General features: G+C 44.3%; 25 protein-coding genes. 16 read left to right on the top strand and 9 right to left on the bottom strand.

Translation table 11 applies throughout. The features are described from left to right. The first annotated feature begins 57 nt into the window (after window positions 1-57). From EP13_RS19215 to EP13_RS03835, 7 genes are all read left to right on the top strand, one after another. Window positions 58-228: a hypothetical protein gene (locus EP13_RS19215; RefSeq protein ID WP_156026725.1), complete on the top strand. Its 171-nt coding sequence runs from the start codon at window positions 58-60 to the stop codon at window positions 226-228. Next, window positions 218-730, top strand: coding sequence for a hypothetical protein (locus EP13_RS03855; protein WP_044056109.1), 513 nt, complete (start codon window positions 218-220; stop codon window positions 728-730). Before EP13_RS19215 ends, EP13_RS03855 begins: the two co-directional genes overlap by 11 nt. A 79-nt stretch (window positions 731-809) precedes the next feature. Continuing rightward, a complete protein-coding gene (locus EP13_RS19020) occupies window positions 810-1,022 on the top strand; it encodes a GH-E family nuclease (protein ID WP_081869432.1) in 213 nt (70 codons plus the stop codon). An 11-nt stretch (window positions 1,023-1,033) separates the two neighbouring features. After that, entirely contained in the window at window positions 1,034-1,324 is a 291-nt protein-coding gene (locus EP13_RS03850; protein ID WP_044058724.1) for an immunity protein Imm33 domain-containing protein, read from the top strand. 250 nt (window positions 1,325-1,574) lie between these two features. Further along, a complete protein-coding gene (locus tag EP13_RS03845; protein ID WP_044056108.1) occupies window positions 1,575-2,552 on the top strand; it encodes a transposase in 978 nt (325 codons plus the stop codon). 434 nt (window positions 2,553-2,986) lie between these two features. After that, the gene (locus tag EP13_RS18840) at window positions 2,987-3,595 is read left to right on the top strand and encodes a dioxygenase family protein (protein ID WP_052364271.1); all 609 of its coding nucleotides are present in this window, start codon (window positions 2,987-2,989) and stop codon (window positions 3,593-3,595) included. A gap of 299 nt (window positions 3,596-3,894) precedes the next feature. After that, on the top strand, window positions 3,895-4,506 hold the full coding sequence (locus EP13_RS03835) for a LytR/AlgR family response regulator transcription factor (protein ID WP_197035946.1): 612 nt from the start codon (window positions 3,895-3,897) through the stop codon (window positions 4,504-4,506). Window positions 4,507-4,622: 116 nt separating this feature from the next. Here the strand turns inward: EP13_RS03835 and EP13_RS03830 are convergent, their stop codons facing one another. Further along, window positions 4,623-5,345, bottom strand: a complete 723-nt coding sequence (locus EP13_RS03830) for a YebC/PmpR family DNA-binding transcriptional regulator (protein ID WP_044056106.1) — start codon at window positions 5,343-5,345, stop codon at window positions 4,623-4,625. Between the two features lie 185 nt (window positions 5,346-5,530). Further along, entirely contained in the window at window positions 5,531-6,628 is a 1,098-nt protein-coding gene (gene zapE / locus EP13_RS03825) for a cell division protein ZapE (RefSeq protein WP_044056105.1), read from the bottom strand. A gap of 260 nt (window positions 6,629-6,888) precedes the next feature. Here zapE and EP13_RS03820 point away from each other — a divergent pair, with 260 nt between their 5' ends. The 3 genes from EP13_RS03820 to EP13_RS03810 all read left to right on the top strand — a co-directional run bounded on the left by EP13_RS03820 (window position 6,889) and on the right by EP13_RS03810 (window position 10,078). After that, the gene (locus EP13_RS03820) at window positions 6,889-7,323 is read left to right on the top strand and encodes a ZapG family protein (RefSeq protein WP_044056104.1); all 435 of its coding nucleotides are present in this window, start codon (window positions 6,889-6,891) and stop codon (window positions 7,321-7,323) included. Window positions 7,324-7,411: 88 nt separating this feature from the next. Further along, window positions 7,412-8,770 (top strand): DegQ family serine endoprotease, encoded by a 1,359-nt coding sequence (locus EP13_RS03815; protein ID WP_044058721.1) that lies wholly within the window; start codon window positions 7,412-7,414, stop codon window positions 8,768-8,770. 234 nt (window positions 8,771-9,004) lie between these two features. Beyond that, a complete protein-coding gene (locus tag EP13_RS03810; protein ID WP_044056102.1) occupies window positions 9,005-10,078 on the top strand; it encodes a trypsin-like peptidase domain-containing protein in 1,074 nt (357 codons plus the stop codon). A gap of 66 nt (window positions 10,079-10,144) precedes the next feature. On the opposite strand, the gene murA is transcribed toward EP13_RS03810, so the two are convergent. From murA to mlaF, 7 genes are all read right to left on the bottom strand, one after another. Next, window positions 10,145-11,407 carry a UDP-N-acetylglucosamine 1-carboxyvinyltransferase gene (gene murA, locus EP13_RS03805; RefSeq protein ID WP_044056101.1) on the bottom strand — a complete coding sequence of 421 codons (1,263 nt, stop codon included), beginning with the start codon at window positions 11,405-11,407 and terminating at the stop codon, window positions 10,145-10,147. A gap of 14 nt (window positions 11,408-11,421) precedes the next feature. Further along, complete coding sequence (locus EP13_RS03800) at window positions 11,422-11,679, bottom strand: BolA family protein (RefSeq protein WP_044056100.1); 258 nt, start codon at window positions 11,677-11,679, stop codon at window positions 11,422-11,424. 28 nt (window positions 11,680-11,707) lie between these two features. Next, window positions 11,708-12,016: an STAS domain-containing protein gene (locus tag EP13_RS03795; RefSeq protein ID WP_044056099.1), complete on the bottom strand. Its 309-nt coding sequence runs from the start codon at window positions 12,014-12,016 to the stop codon at window positions 11,708-11,710. Beyond that, complete coding sequence (locus EP13_RS03790) at window positions 12,013-12,666, bottom strand: MlaC/ttg2D family ABC transporter substrate-binding protein (RefSeq protein WP_375276777.1); 654 nt, start codon at window positions 12,664-12,666, stop codon at window positions 12,013-12,015. Before EP13_RS03790 ends, EP13_RS03795 begins: the two co-directional genes overlap by 4 nt. Before the next feature lie 92 nt (window positions 12,667-12,758). Next, the gene (mlaD, locus tag EP13_RS03785; protein WP_044056097.1) at window positions 12,759-13,232 is read right to left on the bottom strand and encodes an outer membrane lipid asymmetry maintenance protein MlaD; all 474 of its coding nucleotides are present in this window, start codon (window positions 13,230-13,232) and stop codon (window positions 12,759-12,761) included. Between the two features lie 9 nt (window positions 13,233-13,241). After that, window positions 13,242-14,018 (bottom strand): lipid asymmetry maintenance ABC transporter permease subunit MlaE, encoded by a 777-nt coding sequence (mlaE, locus tag EP13_RS03780; RefSeq protein WP_044056096.1) that lies wholly within the window; start codon window positions 14,016-14,018, stop codon window positions 13,242-13,244. Beyond that, complete coding sequence (gene mlaF, locus EP13_RS03775) at window positions 14,015-14,815, bottom strand: phospholipid ABC transporter ATP-binding protein MlaF (protein WP_044056095.1); 801 nt, start codon at window positions 14,813-14,815, stop codon at window positions 14,015-14,017. Before mlaF ends, mlaE begins: the two co-directional genes overlap by 4 nt. A gap of 521 nt (window positions 14,816-15,336) precedes the next feature. Between mlaF and EP13_RS03770 the strand changes: the two genes are divergently transcribed. Genes EP13_RS03770 through lptB form a run of 6 tightly spaced genes read left to right on the top strand, consistent with a single transcriptional unit; the run spans window position 15,337 to window position 19,659 of the window. Then, window positions 15,337-16,293 carry a calcium/sodium antiporter gene (locus EP13_RS03770; RefSeq protein WP_044056094.1) on the top strand — a complete coding sequence of 319 codons (957 nt, stop codon included), beginning with the start codon at window positions 15,337-15,339 and terminating at the stop codon, window positions 16,291-16,293. Then, the gene (locus EP13_RS03765) at window positions 16,293-17,270 is read left to right on the top strand and encodes a KpsF/GutQ family sugar-phosphate isomerase (protein ID WP_044056093.1); all 978 of its coding nucleotides are present in this window, start codon (window positions 16,293-16,295) and stop codon (window positions 17,268-17,270) included. Before EP13_RS03770 ends, EP13_RS03765 begins: the two co-directional genes overlap by 1 nt. Before the next feature lie 8 nt (window positions 17,271-17,278). Continuing rightward, a complete protein-coding gene (kdsC, locus tag EP13_RS03760) occupies window positions 17,279-17,830 on the top strand; it encodes a 3-deoxy-manno-octulosonate-8-phosphatase KdsC (RefSeq protein ID WP_044058720.1) in 552 nt (183 codons plus the stop codon). Beyond that, complete coding sequence (lptC, locus tag EP13_RS03755; RefSeq protein WP_044056092.1) at window positions 17,827-18,405, top strand: LPS export ABC transporter periplasmic protein LptC; 579 nt, start codon at window positions 17,827-17,829, stop codon at window positions 18,403-18,405. The genes kdsC and lptC overlap by 4 nt, the downstream gene beginning before the upstream one ends. Then, a complete protein-coding gene (gene lptA, locus EP13_RS03750; RefSeq protein ID WP_044056091.1) occupies window positions 18,374-18,931 on the top strand; it encodes a lipopolysaccharide transport periplasmic protein LptA in 558 nt (185 codons plus the stop codon). Before lptC ends, lptA begins: the two co-directional genes overlap by 32 nt. A gap of 2 nt (window positions 18,932-18,933) precedes the next feature. After that, window positions 18,934-19,659, top strand: a complete 726-nt coding sequence (gene lptB, locus EP13_RS03745; protein ID WP_044056090.1) for an LPS export ABC transporter ATP-binding protein — start codon at window positions 18,934-18,936, stop codon at window positions 19,657-19,659. Window positions 19,660-19,686: the final 27 nt, after the last annotated feature.

Below are 19,686 nucleotides of genomic sequence, written 5' to 3'. Positions count from 1 at the left end.
CTTGGCGTAACAAATCGTAATCGCTAAGCAACTTAACAAGACAGGCATAAAATAAACATGCCTGTCTCATCACGTTTTGGAAATGGCGCGTTGGATGGCGCTGCTACTGGGCTTACCACTAGTATCGGCACAGCTAGTCTTGAAGGCAAGCCGGGAGAGGTACTCGGCACAGGGTTAGCTGTTGTCAAAGAGCAAGCAAAACGGGAATTAGAAGAACATGATCGGTAAACGATTGTTAAATTTGGCCTTGGGTTTATTTGTTTTATGTATTGGCACTATCATTTCGTATGCATCAATAAAGCTATTCTATTTTGTGCCTGCTCCTACAGATTTGACCAAATCTGTAGGAGTTGTAGAGAGCTACGAAGTTGAGAGTTACAGAGTTAAAATTAAACTTAGAGGAATCGATAACGCATACTATTACTTGAACATACTAGGTAATAAAGAGAATTTGGTTAGCTCAATGAAAACAAATAATTTAAAGGTTATTGAATTACTTCATTATGATTTGAATTTAGATCTAATAAATTATTTTAGTAAGGATTCGATTATAGCTATTTATCAAGTTTCGGTTGATGGAAATGAAATCCAATCTTTTGAAAGTGCAATTACTTCAATAGATAGAAATAAGTATTGCTTTTATATTGTTTCATTTTTTGTAGTTTTATACGGCCTATACACAATATCAAAATTTTCGAGATTATGGGAAGTAAATAAAGGTGCAGAGTAAATTGTTTCTTCATTGAATCCAACCCCATGAACTTAACAAGACAGGCATAAAATAAACATGCCTGTCTCATCACGTTTGTGTGGTAGACCCTAATACTGGAGAGCCTCTTGTTGATGGAGAGATTGATGTTGGGCATAAACCGGGGCAGGAATGGCGAAAAAGGAAAAAAATGCATGAAGAACAAGGAAGTACTAGACCAGAAGTGATAGAGGCTGAAAACGACCCAGATCTTTATCAACTAGAAGATAGATCAAGCAACCGAAGCCATAAACATGAAGAAAAAGACAATTAATGAGAAGCGAAATGAGTGAAAAAATCAAAGTAGGCTATGTTGTTGTAAGTGACGAAATTATGAAAGGTGGTAAACCTGTAGGGTATTTCTACAGAGAAAAGCCCTCAGAGCCAAAAGATAGTGGATGGCGATTTTTTTCAGGAGAAGAGACTGAAGAGTATTGTGAAAATGAAGACAATTTTTCCTTGTACAATGCTTCCACATTAGTGAATAAGTGTCCCGAATTAGCAGAATATCTTGATAATGATTTTCCAATCTCTTTTGAGTTAGAAAACGATTGCTATGTCGAAGTAGACGAATAAAATAAAAAGCATATTTGAATCCAAAGCCTCGCACTCTGACCTAGGAAGCGGGGCTTTGTTGTTTCTGGATCAGGCGGCTTGAGACTTTTTCAAGGGGCTTTATTTTTGGCTGCTTTTGAAGCCAAAGGGATTACTTACTTAACAAGACAGGCATAACACGGCGGTACCAAAACTGTACTTCAGTACACTTTTTTTACTTTGGTTAGCTATTCACACTATTAGTGGAGTAAACCAATGCTAGAAAGTGCAGATGCCTAAAGCCAGAAAATCACAAATCAGTTTATTAGACACACCGTATTACCACTGTGTTTCACGCTGTGTTCGCCGCGCGTTTTTGTGTGGCGAGGAAGACGGTAAGAGTTTCGAGCATCGTCGCTACTGGGTGGAAGACCGTATTCACGTGCTTAGTGATGTGTTTGCTATTGATGTGTGCGCCTATGCGGTGATGAGCAATCATACGCACGTGGTATTACATGTCAGTAAAGATAAGGCAGACGCTCTCACCACAGAAGAAGTGATTCAACGTTGGCACAGACTGTATAAAGGCACCTTACTCACACAGCGCTACCTATCACCAGCGTTACGCAAAAACTTGCACGAAGTAGAAATTAAAACGGTGGAGGCCACCGCAGAGATATGGCGTAAACGGTTGTATGATATTAGTTGGTTTATGCGTGCTTTAAACGAATATATTGCCAGAGCCGCAAACAAAGAAGATGATTGCACTGGGCATTTTTGGGAAGGGCGGTTTAAGTCTCAAGCGCTACTGGATGAATCAGCCCTTGCAGCGTGTATGGCTTATGTTGATTTAAACCCGGTTCGCGCCAACATGGCGAAAACACCAGAAACCTCTGACCATACAAGTATTCAATATCGTATTAACGCCGCCAGAGTAGGTAAAACGCCGAAACGACTCATGCCTTTTGCACAAAGTTCAAAACAAAGTATGCCACAGAGCCTGCCTTTTACGCTTCCCGATTACCTTCAACTTGTCGATACCACCAGCCGATATATTCACCCCACCAAACGCGGCAAGGTTGAACATACCTTGCCCACTATTCTGGAACGTCTCAACATCGAACGTGAGCAATGGTTAACCTTAACCACCCAATTTGAAGCCTGCTTTAAACACGCCGCCGGCAAAGAAGCGCACCTTGAGCAATATGCCCACAACCAACATCAGCAACGGGTTCAGGGGCGACAAAGTGCTCGGCGATTACTGGGGTAGCGATGCGCCCAAAGAGCTAAACGCACCAAATTTACTGATGATTCACGCCATTAAAGACATGGACCCTTGAGCCAAAACTATACTTACACATCCACATTTCCAGCCAACCTCCAAAACAGAAAAATTAGTCTGTTTAAACGGCCTAGTGCAGAGCCTTTGTGCATGCCACTTATACATTTCTAAAAGTGCCTGTCTCGCTATGTATGTTAATTCAAGTTAAACCAAGCCGCTACTGAAAAAGCGACTTCCGAGACAGGCATAACACAAGCGCCAAGTCGGACATTAAAGATGCCTGTCTCGTAAAGTAAGTAACTAAGAAAGTACGTATTCACTCCGCTCGCTTGAAAAACTCATCGTGTCAGAAAAAATACATTGAACGCTTTGGTTTTGCTGTGCAATTTTTAGCTATCTGTGACTCACAAAGGCAACTTATTATGGCTTCAACTCTCACTGCTTTGGCTCTACGACTGTCCGTTACATTTTGTACACTCTCGTCACCTGTATACGCCAATGTCGACCCTTCATGGTTAGCTTCTTGGGAGGAGGCTGTTGCGAGTCTACCTTCTGAGCTAAAATCATCGGCCCTCATGGTTAACAATGATGAGCCTGGTACACGGCTAAAGATTAGAGGTCTTGTGTTTGACCCAAATGGCAATGTAGCAGAAGGCGTTATCGTTCACGCTTACCACAGAGATAGCCAAGGATTTGATTTTGGCCTTAACGATAAAGAAACAACAACCTGGCGCATACAAGGATGGGCGATGACAGATCAGCACGGTCGCTTTACGTTTGACACAATCAAAGCGGCGCCTGATCATTTAGGACGTGAAGGTGGTCATATTCATTTCACTACGATATCCGAAAAATATGGCCGTCAGTGGGCACTAAAAGCGTATTTTTCTGACGATAAATTACTAACAGAACGCCAGAAGTTACTTTCAAAAAAATCAGGAAAGTATGGTTCCATACCCGAGGTTGTGACTACGGAAGCTGGAGCAACAATTCATGTTGCGATTAAATTGAAGACTGAGCCAGACTTTTGATGGCAATTCTAGTTTTAAAGCATTCATGACTTTGCTAACTTAAACGTTCAGTCACAGCCTTCACTCAGGTGCTTATTGTGATAAGTGCAGTACGAAGAAAGATATACCCTGTTATCCTCGGAAAATCAGTTGTACTTGTGTGCATGGTCGCGTTATGCGGAATGATCTTGTCCATATTTCAGGATTACTTGTTTACCGAAAGGCATAACACATCCTTTGTGTTTTTTGAGTCACTACTTTTCAAGTGCGTTTGGGTAGTGTTTTTCCTCGCCTATCTCTGTTCGTATAAGTCTTTTCATATGATTAAAGAGATGTCTCACCAAAAGCTGATTTTGCTTTATGGGGCATTAGTTTTCTGTCATGTTTTTGTGTCCACTGTTATGGTGTGGGCAATCTCTTGGATATTCAAAGACCAAGGATATGGGCTTGCAAAAATTCTCGCGTTCACTTTCTCAAATGATAGTTCCAAGATCCTATTCATCTATTTTTTGTCGATGATTTACCTAAAGCGTTTCTATTCGCCCACATTAGATTCAAAAGAAGCCAATGAGATTACCGATACAGCAGAATCTCAACCTAAAAACCTTGAGATAAAAAATGGCAGACAACATCACCTTGTTAGCTTTGACGCTATCCTTTGCATTAAGGCAGACTCGCCGTACGTGCTTGTTCAGACAGAAGATAACAGTTATTTGCACTCATCCTCTTTAAAAAAAATAGGCGAAGAGCTCGATTCGCGATTTTTTAAGCTTCACCGTTCCTGCATAGTAAATATCGATAAGGTAACGTCTTATCAATCGAGGCTAAATGGTGATTATGACGTGTGCCTCTCGGGCCACATAAACGTTCGCTTGAGCAGAAATTACGCTAAGCAATTTAAGGCTGTGATTGGGGATCTAATAACGATATAAAAGCCTTACGGTGTCCCATAAGGCTTATGATCTTCTCTTAAAGCAAATATCACTTTTTACTTTCATCGCAAAACGCGGTGTTCGTGCTCTTTAAACAACAGGTTTGCGGTAAATATTTAGCTTGGCGTTATCGCGTTGTGATAAACGTCTTGCACGTCATCACAATCGTTAAGCATGTCCATGAACTTTTCAAACATAGGCATATCATCTTCGCTGATTTCCGTTTCTGTCTGTGGGATCCAGCTCATTTCTTCCGTTTCAAAGGTCATGTCTGGGTAGGCCGTAGTAAGCGCAGTTTTTACTTGGTAAAACTCAGTATGTGGCGCGTACACAGTCACTTTACCGTCTTCTACTTCAACGTCAGTAACATCTACATCTGCTTCCATAAGCACTTCTAAAATGGCATCTTCGTCGTCACCGGCAAACTGAAAAATGGCTTGGTGATCGAACATATGAGAAACCGCGCCCTGTGCGCCAAGCTTAGCGTTGGTTTTAGTAAAGCAATTACGCACGTCGGTAATGGTGCGGTTCGCATTGTCAGATAGGCAATCCACAATAACCATGCAATTACCTGGGCCAAAGCCTTCATAGCGCATAGGCTGGAAGTCTTCTCCCGCACCACCTGCGGCTTTATCGATAGCCTTGTCAATAACGTGGCTAGGCACCTGGTCTTTCTTCGCTTTCTCCATTAAACGGCGAAGCGACAGGTTGGTGTCTGGGTCTGCACCACCGTTTTTAGCACACACATAAATTTCTTTACCGTACTTAGAGTACACTTTTGTTTTTGCGCCAGCAGTTTTTGCCATGGCGGCTTTACGTACTTCGAATGCTCTTCCCATCTTAAAATTCTCTTTTTCGCAATAAGGATGCTGCGTTGCGTTTTTATCGACTGCCTGTACCCCATCACCTATTGATTAAGCGACACCAGCGTTGAAATACCTTGGGCACAGAAAAATTGCCGAAATTCTACCTATTTTAGCTAAAACAATACAGTGTTTATGCTGTTTTACTTATCTGCTAACCTTTAAGGTAAATGCTCAGTTGCCAAATAGTCATGCGACTGCATCTCTTTTAGTCGGCTTAAACAACGCCTAAATTCAAAATTGAGCACCCCTTCTGTATACAAGGATTCCAAGGCGACTTCGGCAGATATTATCAGTTTAACGTGGCGTTCATAAAACTCATCCACCATAGCGATAAAGCGGCGTGCTACATCGTCATTGTGTTGCCCCATTTCTTTCACGTTTGCCAGCAACACCGAATGGTAACACCGGCTAAGTTCAATATAATCGCTTTGACTACGGGGCCCGCCACACAAGTCTGAAAAGTCGATCATAAGTACACCGTCGGCATCCCTCAGGGTGGGTATTTGTCGATTATTGACTTCAATATTTTGTTCTCGAGTACCTTCTTCAGGCGCGAGTTGATTAAAATATTCATGTAAGTTTGCTGTCGCTTGTTGATCAAGTGGATAGTGATAAATTTCAGCTTGCTCTAGGGTACGTAAGCGATAATCAATGCCACTGTCCACATTAACCACCCGGGTGTTTTGATTGATAAGCTCGATAGCAGGTAAGAAGCGTGCGCGTTGAAGGCCATTTTTATAGAGTTCGTCGGGCACAATATTAGAGGTGGCCACAAGCACAACACCATGGCCAAAAAGCGCTTCCATTAAAGTGCCAAGAATCATGGCATCAGTAATATCCGAAACAAAAAATTCATCAAAGCAGATAACTCGCGCTTCTTTTGCCAGTTTTTCCGCTACGGTTTTCAGGGGGTCTTGGGCATTATTTAGTCGCTTAAGTTCATCGTGAACACGGTGCATAAAGCGGTGAAAATGCACGCGCATTTTTTTCTCGAAGGGTAAGCAATCGTAAAATGTATCAACCAGGTAGGTTTTTCCCCGCCCTACTCCACCATAGAAGTAAATCCCTTGAATGCCTGCTTTTTTGTGCCCTTTCCCAAAGGCGGCTTTCAATTTCACCCTCCACGTGGCTTTCTTACGTAGCTCTGTGAGTTCATCGTATAACCGTTGAAGCTCTTTAACTGCGTTTTCCTGCGCCGCATCGTAATGAAATTCTGGTGAGGTTAAATCTGCTTGATACTTTTCCCATGGCGTCATCGCCCAAACTACTCCGTAAAAATGTCAATACTTATGGTGGCTGCACCGACCTGCTTGATTTTCTCAATTATGACCTTAATTTTAAGTAAAATCACGGTAGAATCGCACCTTGCGTGGTGTCCTTTGTCGTATTATCGCAATAAACAACGACAATGGGCGCACTTAACCATCGACCTTGCTATAGTAAAGTATGGTCGTTTGCCTCTTATTTACCGTATCAGGTTAGCTGAGGTAAGTTGTAGTATGATTCGGAGATGGAAATGGAACTGTTAGTGTCCCTTGCTTTATTAGTGGTTGGTGTAATTATTGGCTTTTTTGTTGGTCGCTTTGTGCAATCTAAACAAGGGTCGGGCAATGCCGCGACGGCAGAACAGCAAGTGAAGGAAATTCTCTCGCAACAGGCGCAACACCATATTCACCAAACTCGTCAAAGTGTTGAAAGCATTGAAAGCCAGTGCGCCACCTTGCGCTCGCAAATGGAAGAATACGAAGCCTTGCTCCACCAGTCTGACGACGAAGACGCTAAAGTCCCTTTTTATGGTGAGCAAGCCACCACCTATTTACGTAATAACCTAAAGAGCACTGAAAAAGCGAAGTCAAATAGGGTTTCTGATACCCAACCAAAAGACTTTGCAAACTCGGGGTCAGGTCTATTCGCCGGAAAATCGGAACAGTCTACCGCAGAGAAACCCTAACACCTGGAACTTTTTCAGTAACTTAAGACTCTTTAGTAAAATCGATACAATGTCGCAATAACCTGAAGGAGTGTAAGCGAACATGAAAATGTCTTTTCGCCATTATGTATTGGCGTCTGCCGTTGTAGTTAGCTCTATGGGCTTTAGTGTTACCGCAAATGCGGCACTGCCTTTCTTTTCAGATAAGAAAGACGAAGTGCCGTCGTTAGCACCCATGCTTGAAGAAGCCACCCCTGCTGTGGTGAGTATTGCAGTGAAAGGCACGCAAACGTCTCGCCAACAAGTTCCAGAAATGTTCCAGTACTTTTTTGGCGCACCACAGGAACAAGTGCAAGAACGCCCGTTTAGAGGTTTAGGCTCAGGCGTTATCATTGATGCAGAAAAAGGGTATGTGGTTACCAACAGCCATGTGGTCGACAACGCAGACGAGATTACCGTTAAGCTTACTGATGGCAGAGAGTTTACGGCTAAGAAATTAGGTGCTGATGAACAAAGCGACATTGCTTTGTTAAAAATTGACCCTGATGACCTAAAAGCAATTCCTCTTGCCGATTCAGACGAACTCCGCGTAGGCGACTTTGTGGTGGCCATTGGTAACCCGTTTGGTCTTTCGCAAACAGTGACATCAGGCATAGTCAGTGCCCTTGGGCGCTCTGGCCTAAATATTGGCGGATACGAAGACTTTATTCAAACCGACGCTGCCATTAACCGAGGCAACTCCGGTGGCGCATTGGTGGATTTACATGGTCGCTTAGTGGGCATCAATACCGCTATTTTTGGGCCTAATGGTGGAAATGTAGGTATTGGTTTTGCTATCCCTTCAAATATGATGAAAAGCTTGGCTGATCAAATTGCCGAATATGGCGAAGTTCGCCGCGGCCTATTAGGCATAGTCGGTAGCGACATTGACGCAGGGCTCGCAGAAGCGATGAACGCCAATGTGAACATTGGCGCATTTGTTAGCGAAGTCACGCCGGAATCCGCGGCCGAAGATGCCGGTATAGAAGCGGGAGACATCATAACTGAAGTTAATGGCCGTAAGATCAATAGCTTCCTTGAATTACGTGCGCGTATTTCCAGTATGGGCGCTGGCGCAGAAGTGGAGCTGACGCTACTTCGTAAAGGTGAAGAAGTCACCGTAGAGGTTGTATTGGGTGATGCTACGCAAGCTACCGTCACCGCGCAGCAAATTCACCCTGCCTTGGAAGGCGCTACGTTAACAAATGGCGCAGATGAAGCCGGCAATGCTGGCGTAGTTATTTCAGATATTGAGCGCAACAGCCCGGCTGCACGCATTGGTCTTAAGCCTGATGACGTGATTGTGGGTGTTAATCGTAAACGCACATCTAGCGTGTCAGATTTTAGAAATGCGTTAGATGATGCCAGTGGTGTTATCGCACTCAATGTAAAACGAGGTAACTCCACGCTTTATCTCGTTATCCGTTAAATAACTACGTTTAATCGGTCCCCAAAAAGCAGCGTTCATTAGCGCTGCTTTTTTTTTGCTTCAACGGGGGGGATTTATAAACAGGCGTTGTTGTTTACCGTGAAATACGTCTTCACTATCGGATAAATTTAACCAGAATAATGCATTAAATGTTATGCTCTGCTTTAATAGCGCTATAGCAAACGCCAATAGTGCAGTTGTTGACAATTATAAACCTATAAATAAGTGTGATCCGTGACTGGCAGCTCAATCGTTAGCTTTTTCTTAAAATCTGTATTTCTCGGCACAATCGTCGCATTGTTGCTGTTGCTCTTCTTACCTGACTTACGGCAAGGCAACGGTTTTACGCAAGGCTTGTTTTCCGACCCTTCCGTAAGTGCAAGTAGAGAAAGTTACTTTGCGCCTCTTAGCCGTTCAGCGCCAGCGGTAGTGAATATTTACAGTGTGAGTATAGAAAAAGACACTGGTTTATTCAGAAACCAACCCCGGGAACGCACGAGTCTTGGGTCTGGTGTTATCATGACAGACAACGGGTACATACTTACGTGCCATCACGTTGTGCGCAATGCAGATAGCATTTTTGTAGCGGTGCAAGACGGGCAAATTCTAGAAGCGGAAATAGTGGGTAACGACCCCCTTACCGACCTTGCCGTATTAAAAGTGTCTGCCGATAACTTACATGTCATTCCACAAGTTAAAGAGCCAGACATTCATGTAGGTGATGTCGTCATGGCCATTGGTAACCCTTTTGACTTAGGCCAAACGATTACCCAAGGTATTATCAGCCGTGCGGGCCGCAATGGGCTGTCGAACTATGTCGACTTCATTCAAACTGATGCGGTATTAAACCAAGGTAATTCAGGTGGCGCGTTAGTCGATAGCAATGGCTTTTTACTGGGAATTACTAATGCAAACTTCCAGGTTCGAGACTCCCGTAATCGCGTGCGAAATGTAGATGGTATCAACTTTGCCGTGCCTTACGAGTTAGCCAAACGCGTGATGGACGAAATCATTTCTCACGGCCGTGTTATCCGCGGTCAACTCGGATTCATTGGCAGTGAAAACCGCAACCATCAAGGCATTGAAGTAACCGCCGTGGCAAATGGAAGCCCTGCTGCTGAGGCGGGTTTACAACCCGGTGATATTATTGTCGCTATTGATGGTATTCGCATAGAAAGCGCTTCAAAGACTTTAGATATGATTGCGGAAACCACCCCTAACACACCGTTAGAGTTAGAGGTCAGCCGTGGCGAACAAACCATCACCATAAAAGCCGTGGTCGGGGAACTGCAAGCGGCGAGTAACTAATGCGCTTGCAAGGAAAACACAAAAAAGGCCGCTTTATTTGCGGCCTTTTCTTTTCGTTAACGATGATTATTCTTTAACGCGTTGGATATTTGCCCCTAAACCGCCTAGCTTCTCTTCGATGGCTTCGTAGCCTCGATCTAAGTGGTAGATACGGTTAACGTGAGTTTCACCGTCGGCAATTAAACCGGCTATGACTAAGCTTGCAGATGCACGTAAATCAGTGGCCATCACAGGCGCACCTTTCAATGCTGAGCTACCTTTAGACACGGCGGAGTTACCTTCAAGGGCAATTTCTGCGCCCATCCGTTGTAATTCAGGCACATGCATAAAGCGGTTTTCAAAAATTGTTTCTGTGATAACCCCTGTTCCTTCAGCAACACAGTTCAATGTAACAAATTGTGCTTGCATGTCGGTAGGAAACGCAGGGTGAGGCGCTGTTTTAACGCGAACAGAGGTTGGCTTTTTGCCTTCCATATCAAGCTCAATCCAATCATCACCTGTGGTAATTTTTGCGCCTGCTTGTTCGAGTTTATCTAGTACCGCATCAAGGGTATCCGGCGCGGCATGGGTGCAACGGATTTTTCCGCCGGTGACCGCAGCTGCAACGAGAAAAGTTCCGGTTTCAATGCGGTCTGGCAATACGCGATAGTCACATCCGTTTAAGGTTTCAACACCTTCAATGGTAATTTTATCGGTACCTGCGCCTGAAATTTTCGCGCCCATCTGAATTAGGCAGTTCGCTAAATCTACAATCTCTGGCTCGCGAGCGGCGTTTTCCAGTACGGTTGTGCCTTCAGCGATGGCGGCCGCCATCATCAGGTTTTCAGTAGCACCTACGCTGACCATGTCCATGAAGATGCGTGCGCCTTGTAACTTACCGTCTACTTCAGCACGAATGTAACCTTCATCAACCTCAATTTTAGCCCCCATCTTTTCTAAGCCAGTAAGATGCAAGTTAACGGGGCGTGCGCCAATGGCACAACCACCAGGTAACGAAACATTTGCTTTACCTTGCTTCGCCAACAATGGCCCTAGCACTAAGATGGATGCACGCATAGTACGCACAAGCTCGTAAGACGCGGTTACGCTTTGTAAGGTACTTGCATCTAACAGCACATCGTTTGCTGCCGGTTGCGCCACTTCAATGCCCAGTTCGCGTAGCAACGATAGCGTGGTATTAATATCACGTAAGCGAGGAACATTGGTGTATCGACAAGGCGAATCCGTTAGTAAGCTTGTCATCAACAGAGGAAGCGCTGCATTTTTAGCGCCTGAAATTCTCACGCTTCCCTGAAGAGCAGGGCCTTTTTTTATTACAAGTTTATCCACGAAAAAAGACTCGCCTATTGAGGAATATTAAACTGGCGCTCGCGCTCCCAGTCTTTCACTGAAAATGTTTTTATCGAAATGGCGTGCATAGAACCATCTGCAATTTTATCTGCAAGGGGTGCGTATACCGCCTGTTGGCGTTTTACTCGGCTCATTTCATTAAACGCATCGCTTACGGCGATAATGTTGTAATGAGAACCTTCTCCACGCACATGTACCTCATCAAGGTTTAACGCCTCTTTAAGGATATTTTCAATCTCTGACAATTCCATAACTTACTTCTTTTCTCGTTTCACTGTCTTAATTTACGGGCAAAAAGCTGTCTAGGTCACTAATTTTAGCAAGCTTGAGCAACTTTTCAGGCATATCATGCAGGCTAACATCTATTCCCTGTTGCTTTCCATCTCTAATCGCGTTCAACAACCAAGCTAACCCGGCACTGTCTACTCGCTCTACATCACTGAGGTCGATAGTACACGTTTTTGTACGTTTCAGTATATCCTGTTCTGCCCCGCTTAAGCATACCCAAAAGTCTTTTGACAGTGTGTTATGGTCGAGGTGCCCATGTACACTAATTTTACCGGTGTCGCTTACCTGAAAAAGGCTCACTCAGATGCTCCGTCAATATCGTAGGATTCATCTTGATTCAGTTCTACTGGCTTACCAATTTTATCTCGCATTAGTGCAATCACTGAATCAATGCCTTCTTGTCGTAAGATCGACTCAAATTCGCTACGTTTGCTGTTTAGCATACTAATACCTTCAGCCACCATGTCGTAAGCTTTCCACTCGTTGGTTTTGCTGTCTTTACGTACTTTAAATGCAATTTTAATTTCTGGACGCTCAGGATCTTGCACTACGGCACGCACGGTAACTGACTTCTGATCTTCAAAGTTAGATTCTGGCTCGAAAATAACCTCTTGGTTGTCGTAGTAACCCATCGCTACCGCGTAGGTAGTAATTAGGTATTGTCTAAATACACTAATGTATTCACCCATTTTTTCTTTTGGTACCGATTTAAAGTGCTTTCCTAACACCATAAATGCGGCAAATTTGTAATCAATGTGCGGCACCAATTCTTCTTCCATAATGGTTCGAAGCATTTCTGGATCTTGCTTAATTTGTTCTTGGTTCGCTTTAATTCTATCAAAGGTTTTTGTCGCTACGCCTTTCACCAGTTGGTAAGGGTTTTGATCATTAATTTCTTGTGCCTGAACGTTCCCTACCAACGACATCAGCAATAAACCGGCAACTGCCATCAACTTTTTCAATGTAACTCTCCTAAATCGTGTCCTACTACAGCAGACCTGATAACACCCCGTATGGTTTCATCCGCCTACCTAAATATTCGTTAATCTTCGTCGCTACCGCGATTGAATAAAAACTGTCCAATTAAGTCTTCTAGTACCAACGCAGACTTGGTGTCTTGCAGATAATCGCCATCTTTCAAATTAGCCACGCCATCGAATGAGAACCCAGGCTGGAAGCCAACATATTGTTCGCCTAACAAGCCCGACGTTAAAATTGATACCGAACTGGTTTCAGGGAAACCGTTGTATTCGTTTGATATTGACAACTCTACAATGGGAGTGAAGTCACCTTGGTCGAGGGAAATTGAAGTCACTCTACCTACCGTCACGCCGCCTACCTTCACCGCAGAGCGAGGTTTAAGACCACCAATGTTGTCAAACTTTGCGTACAGGGTGTAGGTGTCGCCGTCTGTGGCCATCGATTGATTGGCCACTTTTAATGCCAGCAACAAAATAGCGCCAATGGTCAGGACTACAAATACACCTACCATCATTTCCGTTTTATACTTATTCATACCAACCCTCTACTCGATACCAAACATAAGGGCGGTGAGCACGAAGTCCAGCCCTAATACTGCTAATGAAGAAAACACAACGGTTTCAGTTGTTGCTTTACTGATCCCTTCCGAAGTAGGAATGGAATCATACCCTTTAAATATGGCAATCCAGGTGACAACCAAGGCAAAAACAAGGCTTTTAATCACGCCGTTTATTACATCTTGATTCCAATCAACGGTGGACTGCATGATTGACCAATAGCTGCCTGCATCGACGCCTAGCCAATCCACTCCCACTAAGTGACCACCTAAAATACCTACGGCGCTAAAAATCAGCGCTAACATAGGCATAGAAATCATACCGGCCCAGAAGCGCGGCGCGACAACCCGTCGTAGCGGATCTATCGCCATCATTTCTAAACTACTTAACTGCTCAGTGGCTTTCATTAAACCAATTTCTGCGGTTAAGGCAGATCCTGCGCGACCCGCAAACAATAATGCTGTCACCACAGGGCCAAGCTCTCGTAGTAACGAAAGTGCCACCATTGGCCCTAAGCTTCCCTCAGCACCATAGTCCACTAGAATGGTATAGCCTTGCAGTGCCATGACCATTCCAATGAACAATCCTGACACTAATATAATTAATAGAGACTGAACGCCTACCACATTAACTTGCTTTACTGTCAGCGGGATATTCTTTAAGCGGGGCACGGCAATCAACGCGCCAAAGAGCATCACACCTGCTCGCCCAACCGCGCTAATCTTACCTAAGGTAGAGGCGCCTACCGACTGAAAGACATTCATTTCCCACCTCCAAAGAAGCTTTGCTCTAAATCATCAGCAGGAAAATGAAAGGGAACAGGCCCGTCAGCTTGGCCTTTTAAAAACTGTTGAACCAATTCAGACTCGCTTTCTTTAATTTGTTGCGCTGTTCCTTCGCCAATAACACGCTTGTCAGCCAAAATATATATGTAATCAGCGATAGTAAGTACTTCTGTCACATCGTGGGTTACCACGATACTTGTCAGTCCCAAAGCATCGTTAAGCTCTCTAATAAGCTTGACCAAAACGCCCATAGAAATAGGATCTTGGCCTGCGAATGGCTCATCGTACATAATTAAGTCAGGATCCAATGCAATAGCACGCGCTAGTGCGGCGCGTCGTGCCATTCCGCCCGATAATTCACTTGGCATTAACGAGGCAGCGCCTCTTAAGCCAACAGCCTGTAGCTTTAATGCGACAGTCGTAGCAATAATGTCTTCTGAAAGCTGGGTATGCTCCCTTAACGGAAATGCCACGTTGTCGAACACACTCATGTCGGTAAACAGCGCGCCACTTTGAAACAACATGCTCATGCGACGACGGGTCTGATACAGCTCTCGTCGATTCATGGCAACAATTGAATTACCATCAAATCTCACGTCCCCTTCATCGGGGATAAGTTGCCCGCCGATTAAGCGTAGCAACGTGGTTTTGCCTATTCCGCTTGGGCCCATTACTGCTGTTATTTTGCCTTTCGGAACCCGCAGCGATATACCATCATATATAAGCCGCTCGGCGCGTCGAAAGGTAAGATTGTCTACTTCAACTAAATGATCCATAGCTCTATTAAGGCCAACCTTTGAATGATTAAATTTAGTCACTGCAGAAACCCTGATGCACTTCTACAGCCATTAATTATTATTACTTGCTTATCCGTGTAACCACGCATGCGCATTCTAAATACCACGCGTTAGTACAGGGGAGTTCCCCATCAGTTCCTTGTCGCTTTTTCAAGGGTTGCAAGCCCCACTGAATGAGCAATAACTATGCCTATGAGTGCAAAAACAATAGAAAGTTTACTGACGAGTGTAATTTTGAGGCATTGTACGCTTTTTCAAGGCTCGCGCCAAAAGCAAAAAGTTACAATATATGTTCTATGAAAACGAATGGTTGATCATTGCCTATTGCTTCGCAATAGTTTCGCATCAGATTTACCTTCAATTTTCACTTTATTTGTCATGCGCTTCACGAGCCTTTTATCCCCGTATTCTATCATTAATTAAAATATCCCATAGTTCCCATAGGCAAATGGCATTGTTTTTGCGACAATCCCATGAAATCATCAAAATAACAGGTTGTTGTGTTTTTAAGCGTAGTTATTTTTCTTGTTGGCCTCATTGTGCTCAGTTGGAGTGCTGATCGTTTTGTGTACGGCGCGTCTGCCCTCGCCAAAAACATTGGTATCTCCCCCATGATGATAGGCCTGACTATTGTTGCAATGGGGTCTTCGGCGCCGGAGATTGTTGTTTCTGCTATGGCGTCAGCCAATGGCAATATGAACACCGCCGTTGGCAATGCCTTAGGCTCGAATATCACTAACATTGCGCTAGTACTAGGTATAACCGCGTTGGTTAAACCTCTAGTGGTGGCTTCAACAACACTTAAACGAGAACTTCCCGCCTTATTAGTCATTACCCTAATTGCCGTAGCATTTTTGTTTGACGGTGAATTAGCCAGCTACGAAGGCTTAATTTTAATGGGCTTATTTGTCTTTGTCTTGGCCATGATGGCTTGGCTATCTCTACAAGTAGATAAAGAAGACCCCCTTGTTGCCGAAACTGCCGACGAAATTCCCTCAAACGTATCAACCACTTCAGCACTCATATGGGTCGGTGTCGGACTGGTTCTTTTACCCTTAAGTGCACACTTCTTGGTAGATTCAGCGGTAGAGATTGCGCGCTACTTTGGAATCTCCGACTTGGTTATCGGCTTAACCATCATTGCATTTGGCACAAGTTTGCCTGAATTAGCTGCCAGCATCGCAGGGGTTTTGAAAGGTGAAGATGACCTAGCATTAGGTAATATTATTGGCTCGAACATATTCAATTTGTTGGCCGTACTGGGAATGCCAGGGTTGATAGCCCCTGGACTACTCGACCCTGATGTATTTAACCGAGATATGTGGGTAATGCTTGGGCTAACCCTGTTGTTGTTTTTATTTAGCTTTGACCTTATTGGCAAACGAATAATCTCCCGCACGAATGGGGCATTATTCCTTGCTAGCTTTATCGGTTATCAAATTTGGCTCTTTGGATAATGACGAATACAGAGAACTCCTTTATCGCGTCAGCAAAACGCGTAATTGACATCGAAGCGAAAGCCATCAGTGCCCTCAACCATCGCTTGGACGCCCATTTTGTTGACGCCTGTCACTTACTGCGTCAATGCAAAGGTAAAGTGGTAGTAAGCGGAATGGGGAAATCTGGCCATATTGGTAATAAAATTGCCGCGACGCTAGCGAGTACAGGCACCCCTGCGTTTTTCATGCACCCTGGGGAAGCCAATCATGGCGATTTAGGCATGTTATCTAAAAATGATGTCCTTATTGCCATTTCTAACTCTGGCGAAACCGCTGAACTGGTCAACTTGCTTCCCGTGGTTAAACGCTTAAATGTACCCATTATTGCCATGACAAATAGCCGGCAGAGCGCGTTGGGGCAACACGCCAATATTGTGTTGGATATCAGTGTGGAAAAAGAAGCTTGTTCTTTGGGGCTTGCACCCACTAGCAGCACTACCGCTACGTTAGTTATGGGCGACGCCTTAGCCGTCGCTTTGCTGGATGACAGAGGCTTTACCTCTGACGATTTTGCGTTGTCTCACCCCGGCGGCAGTTTAGGAAGAAAGTTACTTTTAAAAGTGAGCGACATCATGCTTACTGGCGATGACCTTCCCATCGTAAATCACCATGTATCGGTGGCAGAAGCACTCCTAGAAGTCTCGAAGAAGGGACTGGGCATGACAGGTATTGTGGATGATAAAAATACGCTAGTGGGCGTATTTACCGATGGCGATTTACGCCGCATTCTAGATGCCAGGCTGAATTTGCATACCGCAAAAGTTGCGGAAGTGATGACGGAAGGTGGCAAGGTTGCCCACCCTGAGCAACTCGCCGTTGAAGCAATAAATGTAATGGAAACCTTTAAAATTAGCGCACTTATGGTGGTTGATGAGCATCGCCAGCCGTTAGGTGCCTTCAATATGCACATGTTATTAAAAGCAGGCGTGCTATAGTGACTATCATGACAGAAACGACACTTTATACTTCATTACCCCGCACCCTATACACTCAATTGGCCCAGGTGAAATTACTTGTGTGCGACGTCGACGGTGTATTTTCAGATGGTCGTATTTATCTTGGTAACACCGGCGAAGAACTTAAAGCATTCCATACCCGCGATGGTTACGGTGTAAAAGCATTGGTGAAGGCAGGGATTCCCGTAGCAGTCATTACTGGGCGCCGCTCTGCTATTGTTGAAAATAGAATGAAGGCACTGAATGTTGACCCTATTATTCAAGGTGAAGAAAACAAAGCTGACGCCCTACAAGATTTAATGCGTTCGTTGTCCCTTTCCAGTGAGCACGTTGCTGCGGTAGGTGACGATATGCCAGACACCGGCATGTTCGAACACGCGGCGATTAAAATTGCAGTTAACGATGCCCACCCGACGGTGAAAGCCCAAGCCAATTGGGTGTTGGAAACCCGCGGCGGGTTTGGTGCAGTGAGAGAAATTTGTGATACCTTGTTACAAGTGCACGGCAAATTGCATGGCATACACGGAGCCAGTGTATGAACTTATTTGGCTTTAATCGCTTAGGGTTGAGTATTTCTGCACTTTTTACGTTGGCCTTATTAATGTACTTGCCAACCTGGATGAAAGAAGAACCAACATTGGCAAGAGATAAAAGCCTAGACGCGCTGCAGCCTGCATATACAGCCAAAAATATCACCACCACCTTATACGACAAAGACGGAGCGTTAAATCACAAAGTATTTGCGCGCGCAATGGAACACTACGATCAATTGGGGTTTGTTTTGTTTCAACAGCCCAGATATACCTTATATAGCGACAATGCAAAAGCACCGTGGGAAGTCACCGCCGTTGAAGGGACGCTGTACAATAACGAATTAATTCAATTAGAAAATAATGTTTTAATTGAAAACCAAAGCCAAGATGATTTTGTAAGAACCATACAAACGGCGTTTATAGAAATCAATTTGAACAGCAAGCAAATGGCTTCTGACGAGCCAGTGGAAATTCGAGGCTTGCGATATGTAATTAATAGCAACGGGTTTAACGCTAATTTACGTACCCAGGAATATGAGCTAATTGACCATGTACAAACCATTTATTCCCCTAGCAACTAGCCTAATTTTAGGTTTTTTTGCAGTTACAGCGTCGGCGACAGAAAGCGACTTTAACAAACCGATAAAGGTAGATTCTAAATCGCAGTTTGTTGATGGTAAGAATAAAACCTCGTTGTTTAAGGATAACGTGCGTATTTCCCAAGGCACGTTAGTGATTAACGCAGATGAAGTGGAAGTGGTTGCAACAGAAGGCGAAGGCCGTGAGATATTCATCGCCAGAGGCGCGCCAGCAAGTTATTCGCAAACCTTAGAAGACGGCACCCCGGTAACAGCCAAAGCCAATGAAATTCGCTATGAAGTGGTTAATCGCACTCTCTCGTTAGACGGCAATGCAGAGCTGCAACAAGACACCAGTTCTGTGAAAGGCGATAAAATCACCTTTGACATGATTACCGAACAGCTTCTTGCCACCGGCAGCGGTGACAATGATGAAGGCAGAGTGACCACCGTTTTTCGACCAGAAGCGATTCGCAAGCTGACCGATGAGAAGGCGAAAGAAGACGAGAATAACGAGGACGATAACTAACCATGGCAACACTAAGCGCAAGTAACTTAGCCAAAGCCTATAAATCTCGCCAAGTAGTGAGAGACGTTAGTTTGTCGGTCTCAACCGGGCAAATCGTGGGCTTATTAGGCCCTAACGGCGCAGGTAAAACCACCACCTTTTACATGATTGTGGGTCTTGTGCCACTAGATAAGGGAAAAATCACCATTGATGATGGTGAGCTCACCCACCAGCCTATGCACGAACGCGCACGTAAGGGCATTGGCTACCTGCCACAGGAAGCCTCTATTTTTCGCAAGCTAACCGTGTTTGAAAACATCATGGCGATTTTACAGACACGAAAAGATTTAAATTCATCACAACAGGAAGAAGAAGCCGACGCCCTTCTTGATGAATTTAATATTAACCATATACGTAATAGTACAGGAATGAGTTTATCAGGTGGAGAACGCCGGCGCGTAGAGATTGCGCGTGCGCTAGCAGCCAATCCGCAATTTATTTTACTCGATGAACCATTTGCTGGTGTTGATCCTATATCGGTTAATGATATAAAGAAGATAATACAGCACCTTCGTGATAGAGGTATCGGTATCCTCATTACAGACCACAATGTACGAGAAACATTGGATGTATGTGAAAAAGCCTACATTGTGAGTCACGGTGAATTAATAGCCCAAGGAACGGCAGAGCAGGTTTTAAGTAATCAAAAAGTAAGGGATGTATACCTAGGTGAACAATTCAGGCTATAGTTAATGTAACAGAATTGTCATTTTTCA

The organism is Alteromonas australica (assembly GCF_000730385.1).
Taxonomy (GTDB): Bacteria; Pseudomonadota; Gammaproteobacteria; order Enterobacterales; family Alteromonadaceae; genus Alteromonas; species Alteromonas australica.
Note: the sequence above shows the minus strand (reverse complement) of the source record. Positions and strands in the feature narration are given on the sequence as shown.

Bases quoted from the DNA above. Each gene is read 5' to 3' on its own strand.
- EP13_RS19215 (WP_156026725.1), top strand. From the start codon at position 58: ATGCCTGTCTCATCACGTTTTGGAAATGGCGCGTTGGATGGCGCTGCT.
- EP13_RS03855 (WP_044056109.1), top strand. From the start codon at position 218: ATGATCGGTAAACGATTGTTAAATTTGGCCTTGGGTTTATTTGTTTTA.
- EP13_RS03850 (WP_044058724.1), top strand. From the start codon at position 1,034: ATGAGTGAAAAAATCAAAGTAGGCTATGTTGTTGTAAGTGACGAAATT.
- EP13_RS03845 (WP_044056108.1), top strand. From the start codon at position 1,575: ATGCCTAAAGCCAGAAAATCACAAATCAGTTTATTAGACACACCGTAT.
- EP13_RS18840 (WP_052364271.1), top strand. From the start codon at position 2,987: ATGGCTTCAACTCTCACTGCTTTGGCTCTACGACTGTCCGTTACATTT.
- EP13_RS03835 (WP_197035946.1), top strand. From the start codon at position 3,895: ATGATTAAAGAGATGTCTCACCAAAAGCTGATTTTGCTTTATGGGGCA.
- EP13_RS03830 (WP_044056106.1), bottom strand. From the start codon at position 5,345: ATGGGAAGAGCATTCGAAGTACGTAAAGCCGCCATGGCAAAAACTGCT.
- zapE (WP_044056105.1), bottom strand. From the start codon at position 6,628: ATGACGCCATGGGAAAAGTATCAAGCAGATTTAACCTCACCAGAATTT.
- EP13_RS03820 (WP_044056104.1), top strand. From the start codon at position 6,889: ATGGAACTGTTAGTGTCCCTTGCTTTATTAGTGGTTGGTGTAATTATT.
- EP13_RS03815 (WP_044058721.1), top strand. From the start codon at position 7,412: ATGTCTTTTCGCCATTATGTATTGGCGTCTGCCGTTGTAGTTAGCTCT.
- EP13_RS03800 (WP_044056100.1), bottom strand. From the start codon at position 11,679: ATGGAATTGTCAGAGATTGAAAATATCCTTAAAGAGGCGTTAAACCTT.
- EP13_RS03790 (WP_375276777.1), bottom strand. From the start codon at position 12,666: ATGGCAGTTGCCGGTTTATTGCTGATGTCGTTGGTAGGGAACGTTCAG.
- mlaD (WP_044056097.1), bottom strand. From the start codon at position 13,232: ATGAATAAGTATAAAACGGAAATGATGGTAGGTGTATTTGTAGTCCTG.
- mlaE (WP_044056096.1), bottom strand. From the start codon at position 14,018: ATGAATGTCTTTCAGTCGGTAGGCGCCTCTACCTTAGGTAAGATTAGC.
- mlaF (WP_044056095.1), bottom strand. From the start codon at position 14,815: ATGGATCATTTAGTTGAAGTAGACAATCTTACCTTTCGACGCGCCGAG.
- EP13_RS03765 (WP_044056093.1), top strand. From the start codon at position 16,293: ATGACGAATACAGAGAACTCCTTTATCGCGTCAGCAAAACGCGTAATT.
- kdsC (WP_044058720.1), top strand. From the start codon at position 17,279: ATGACAGAAACGACACTTTATACTTCATTACCCCGCACCCTATACACT.
- lptC (WP_044056092.1), top strand. From the start codon at position 17,827: ATGAACTTATTTGGCTTTAATCGCTTAGGGTTGAGTATTTCTGCACTT.
- lptA (WP_044056091.1), top strand. From the start codon at position 18,374: ATGTACAAACCATTTATTCCCCTAGCAACTAGCCTAATTTTAGGTTTT.
- lptB (WP_044056090.1), top strand. From the start codon at position 18,934: ATGGCAACACTAAGCGCAAGTAACTTAGCCAAAGCCTATAAATCTCGC.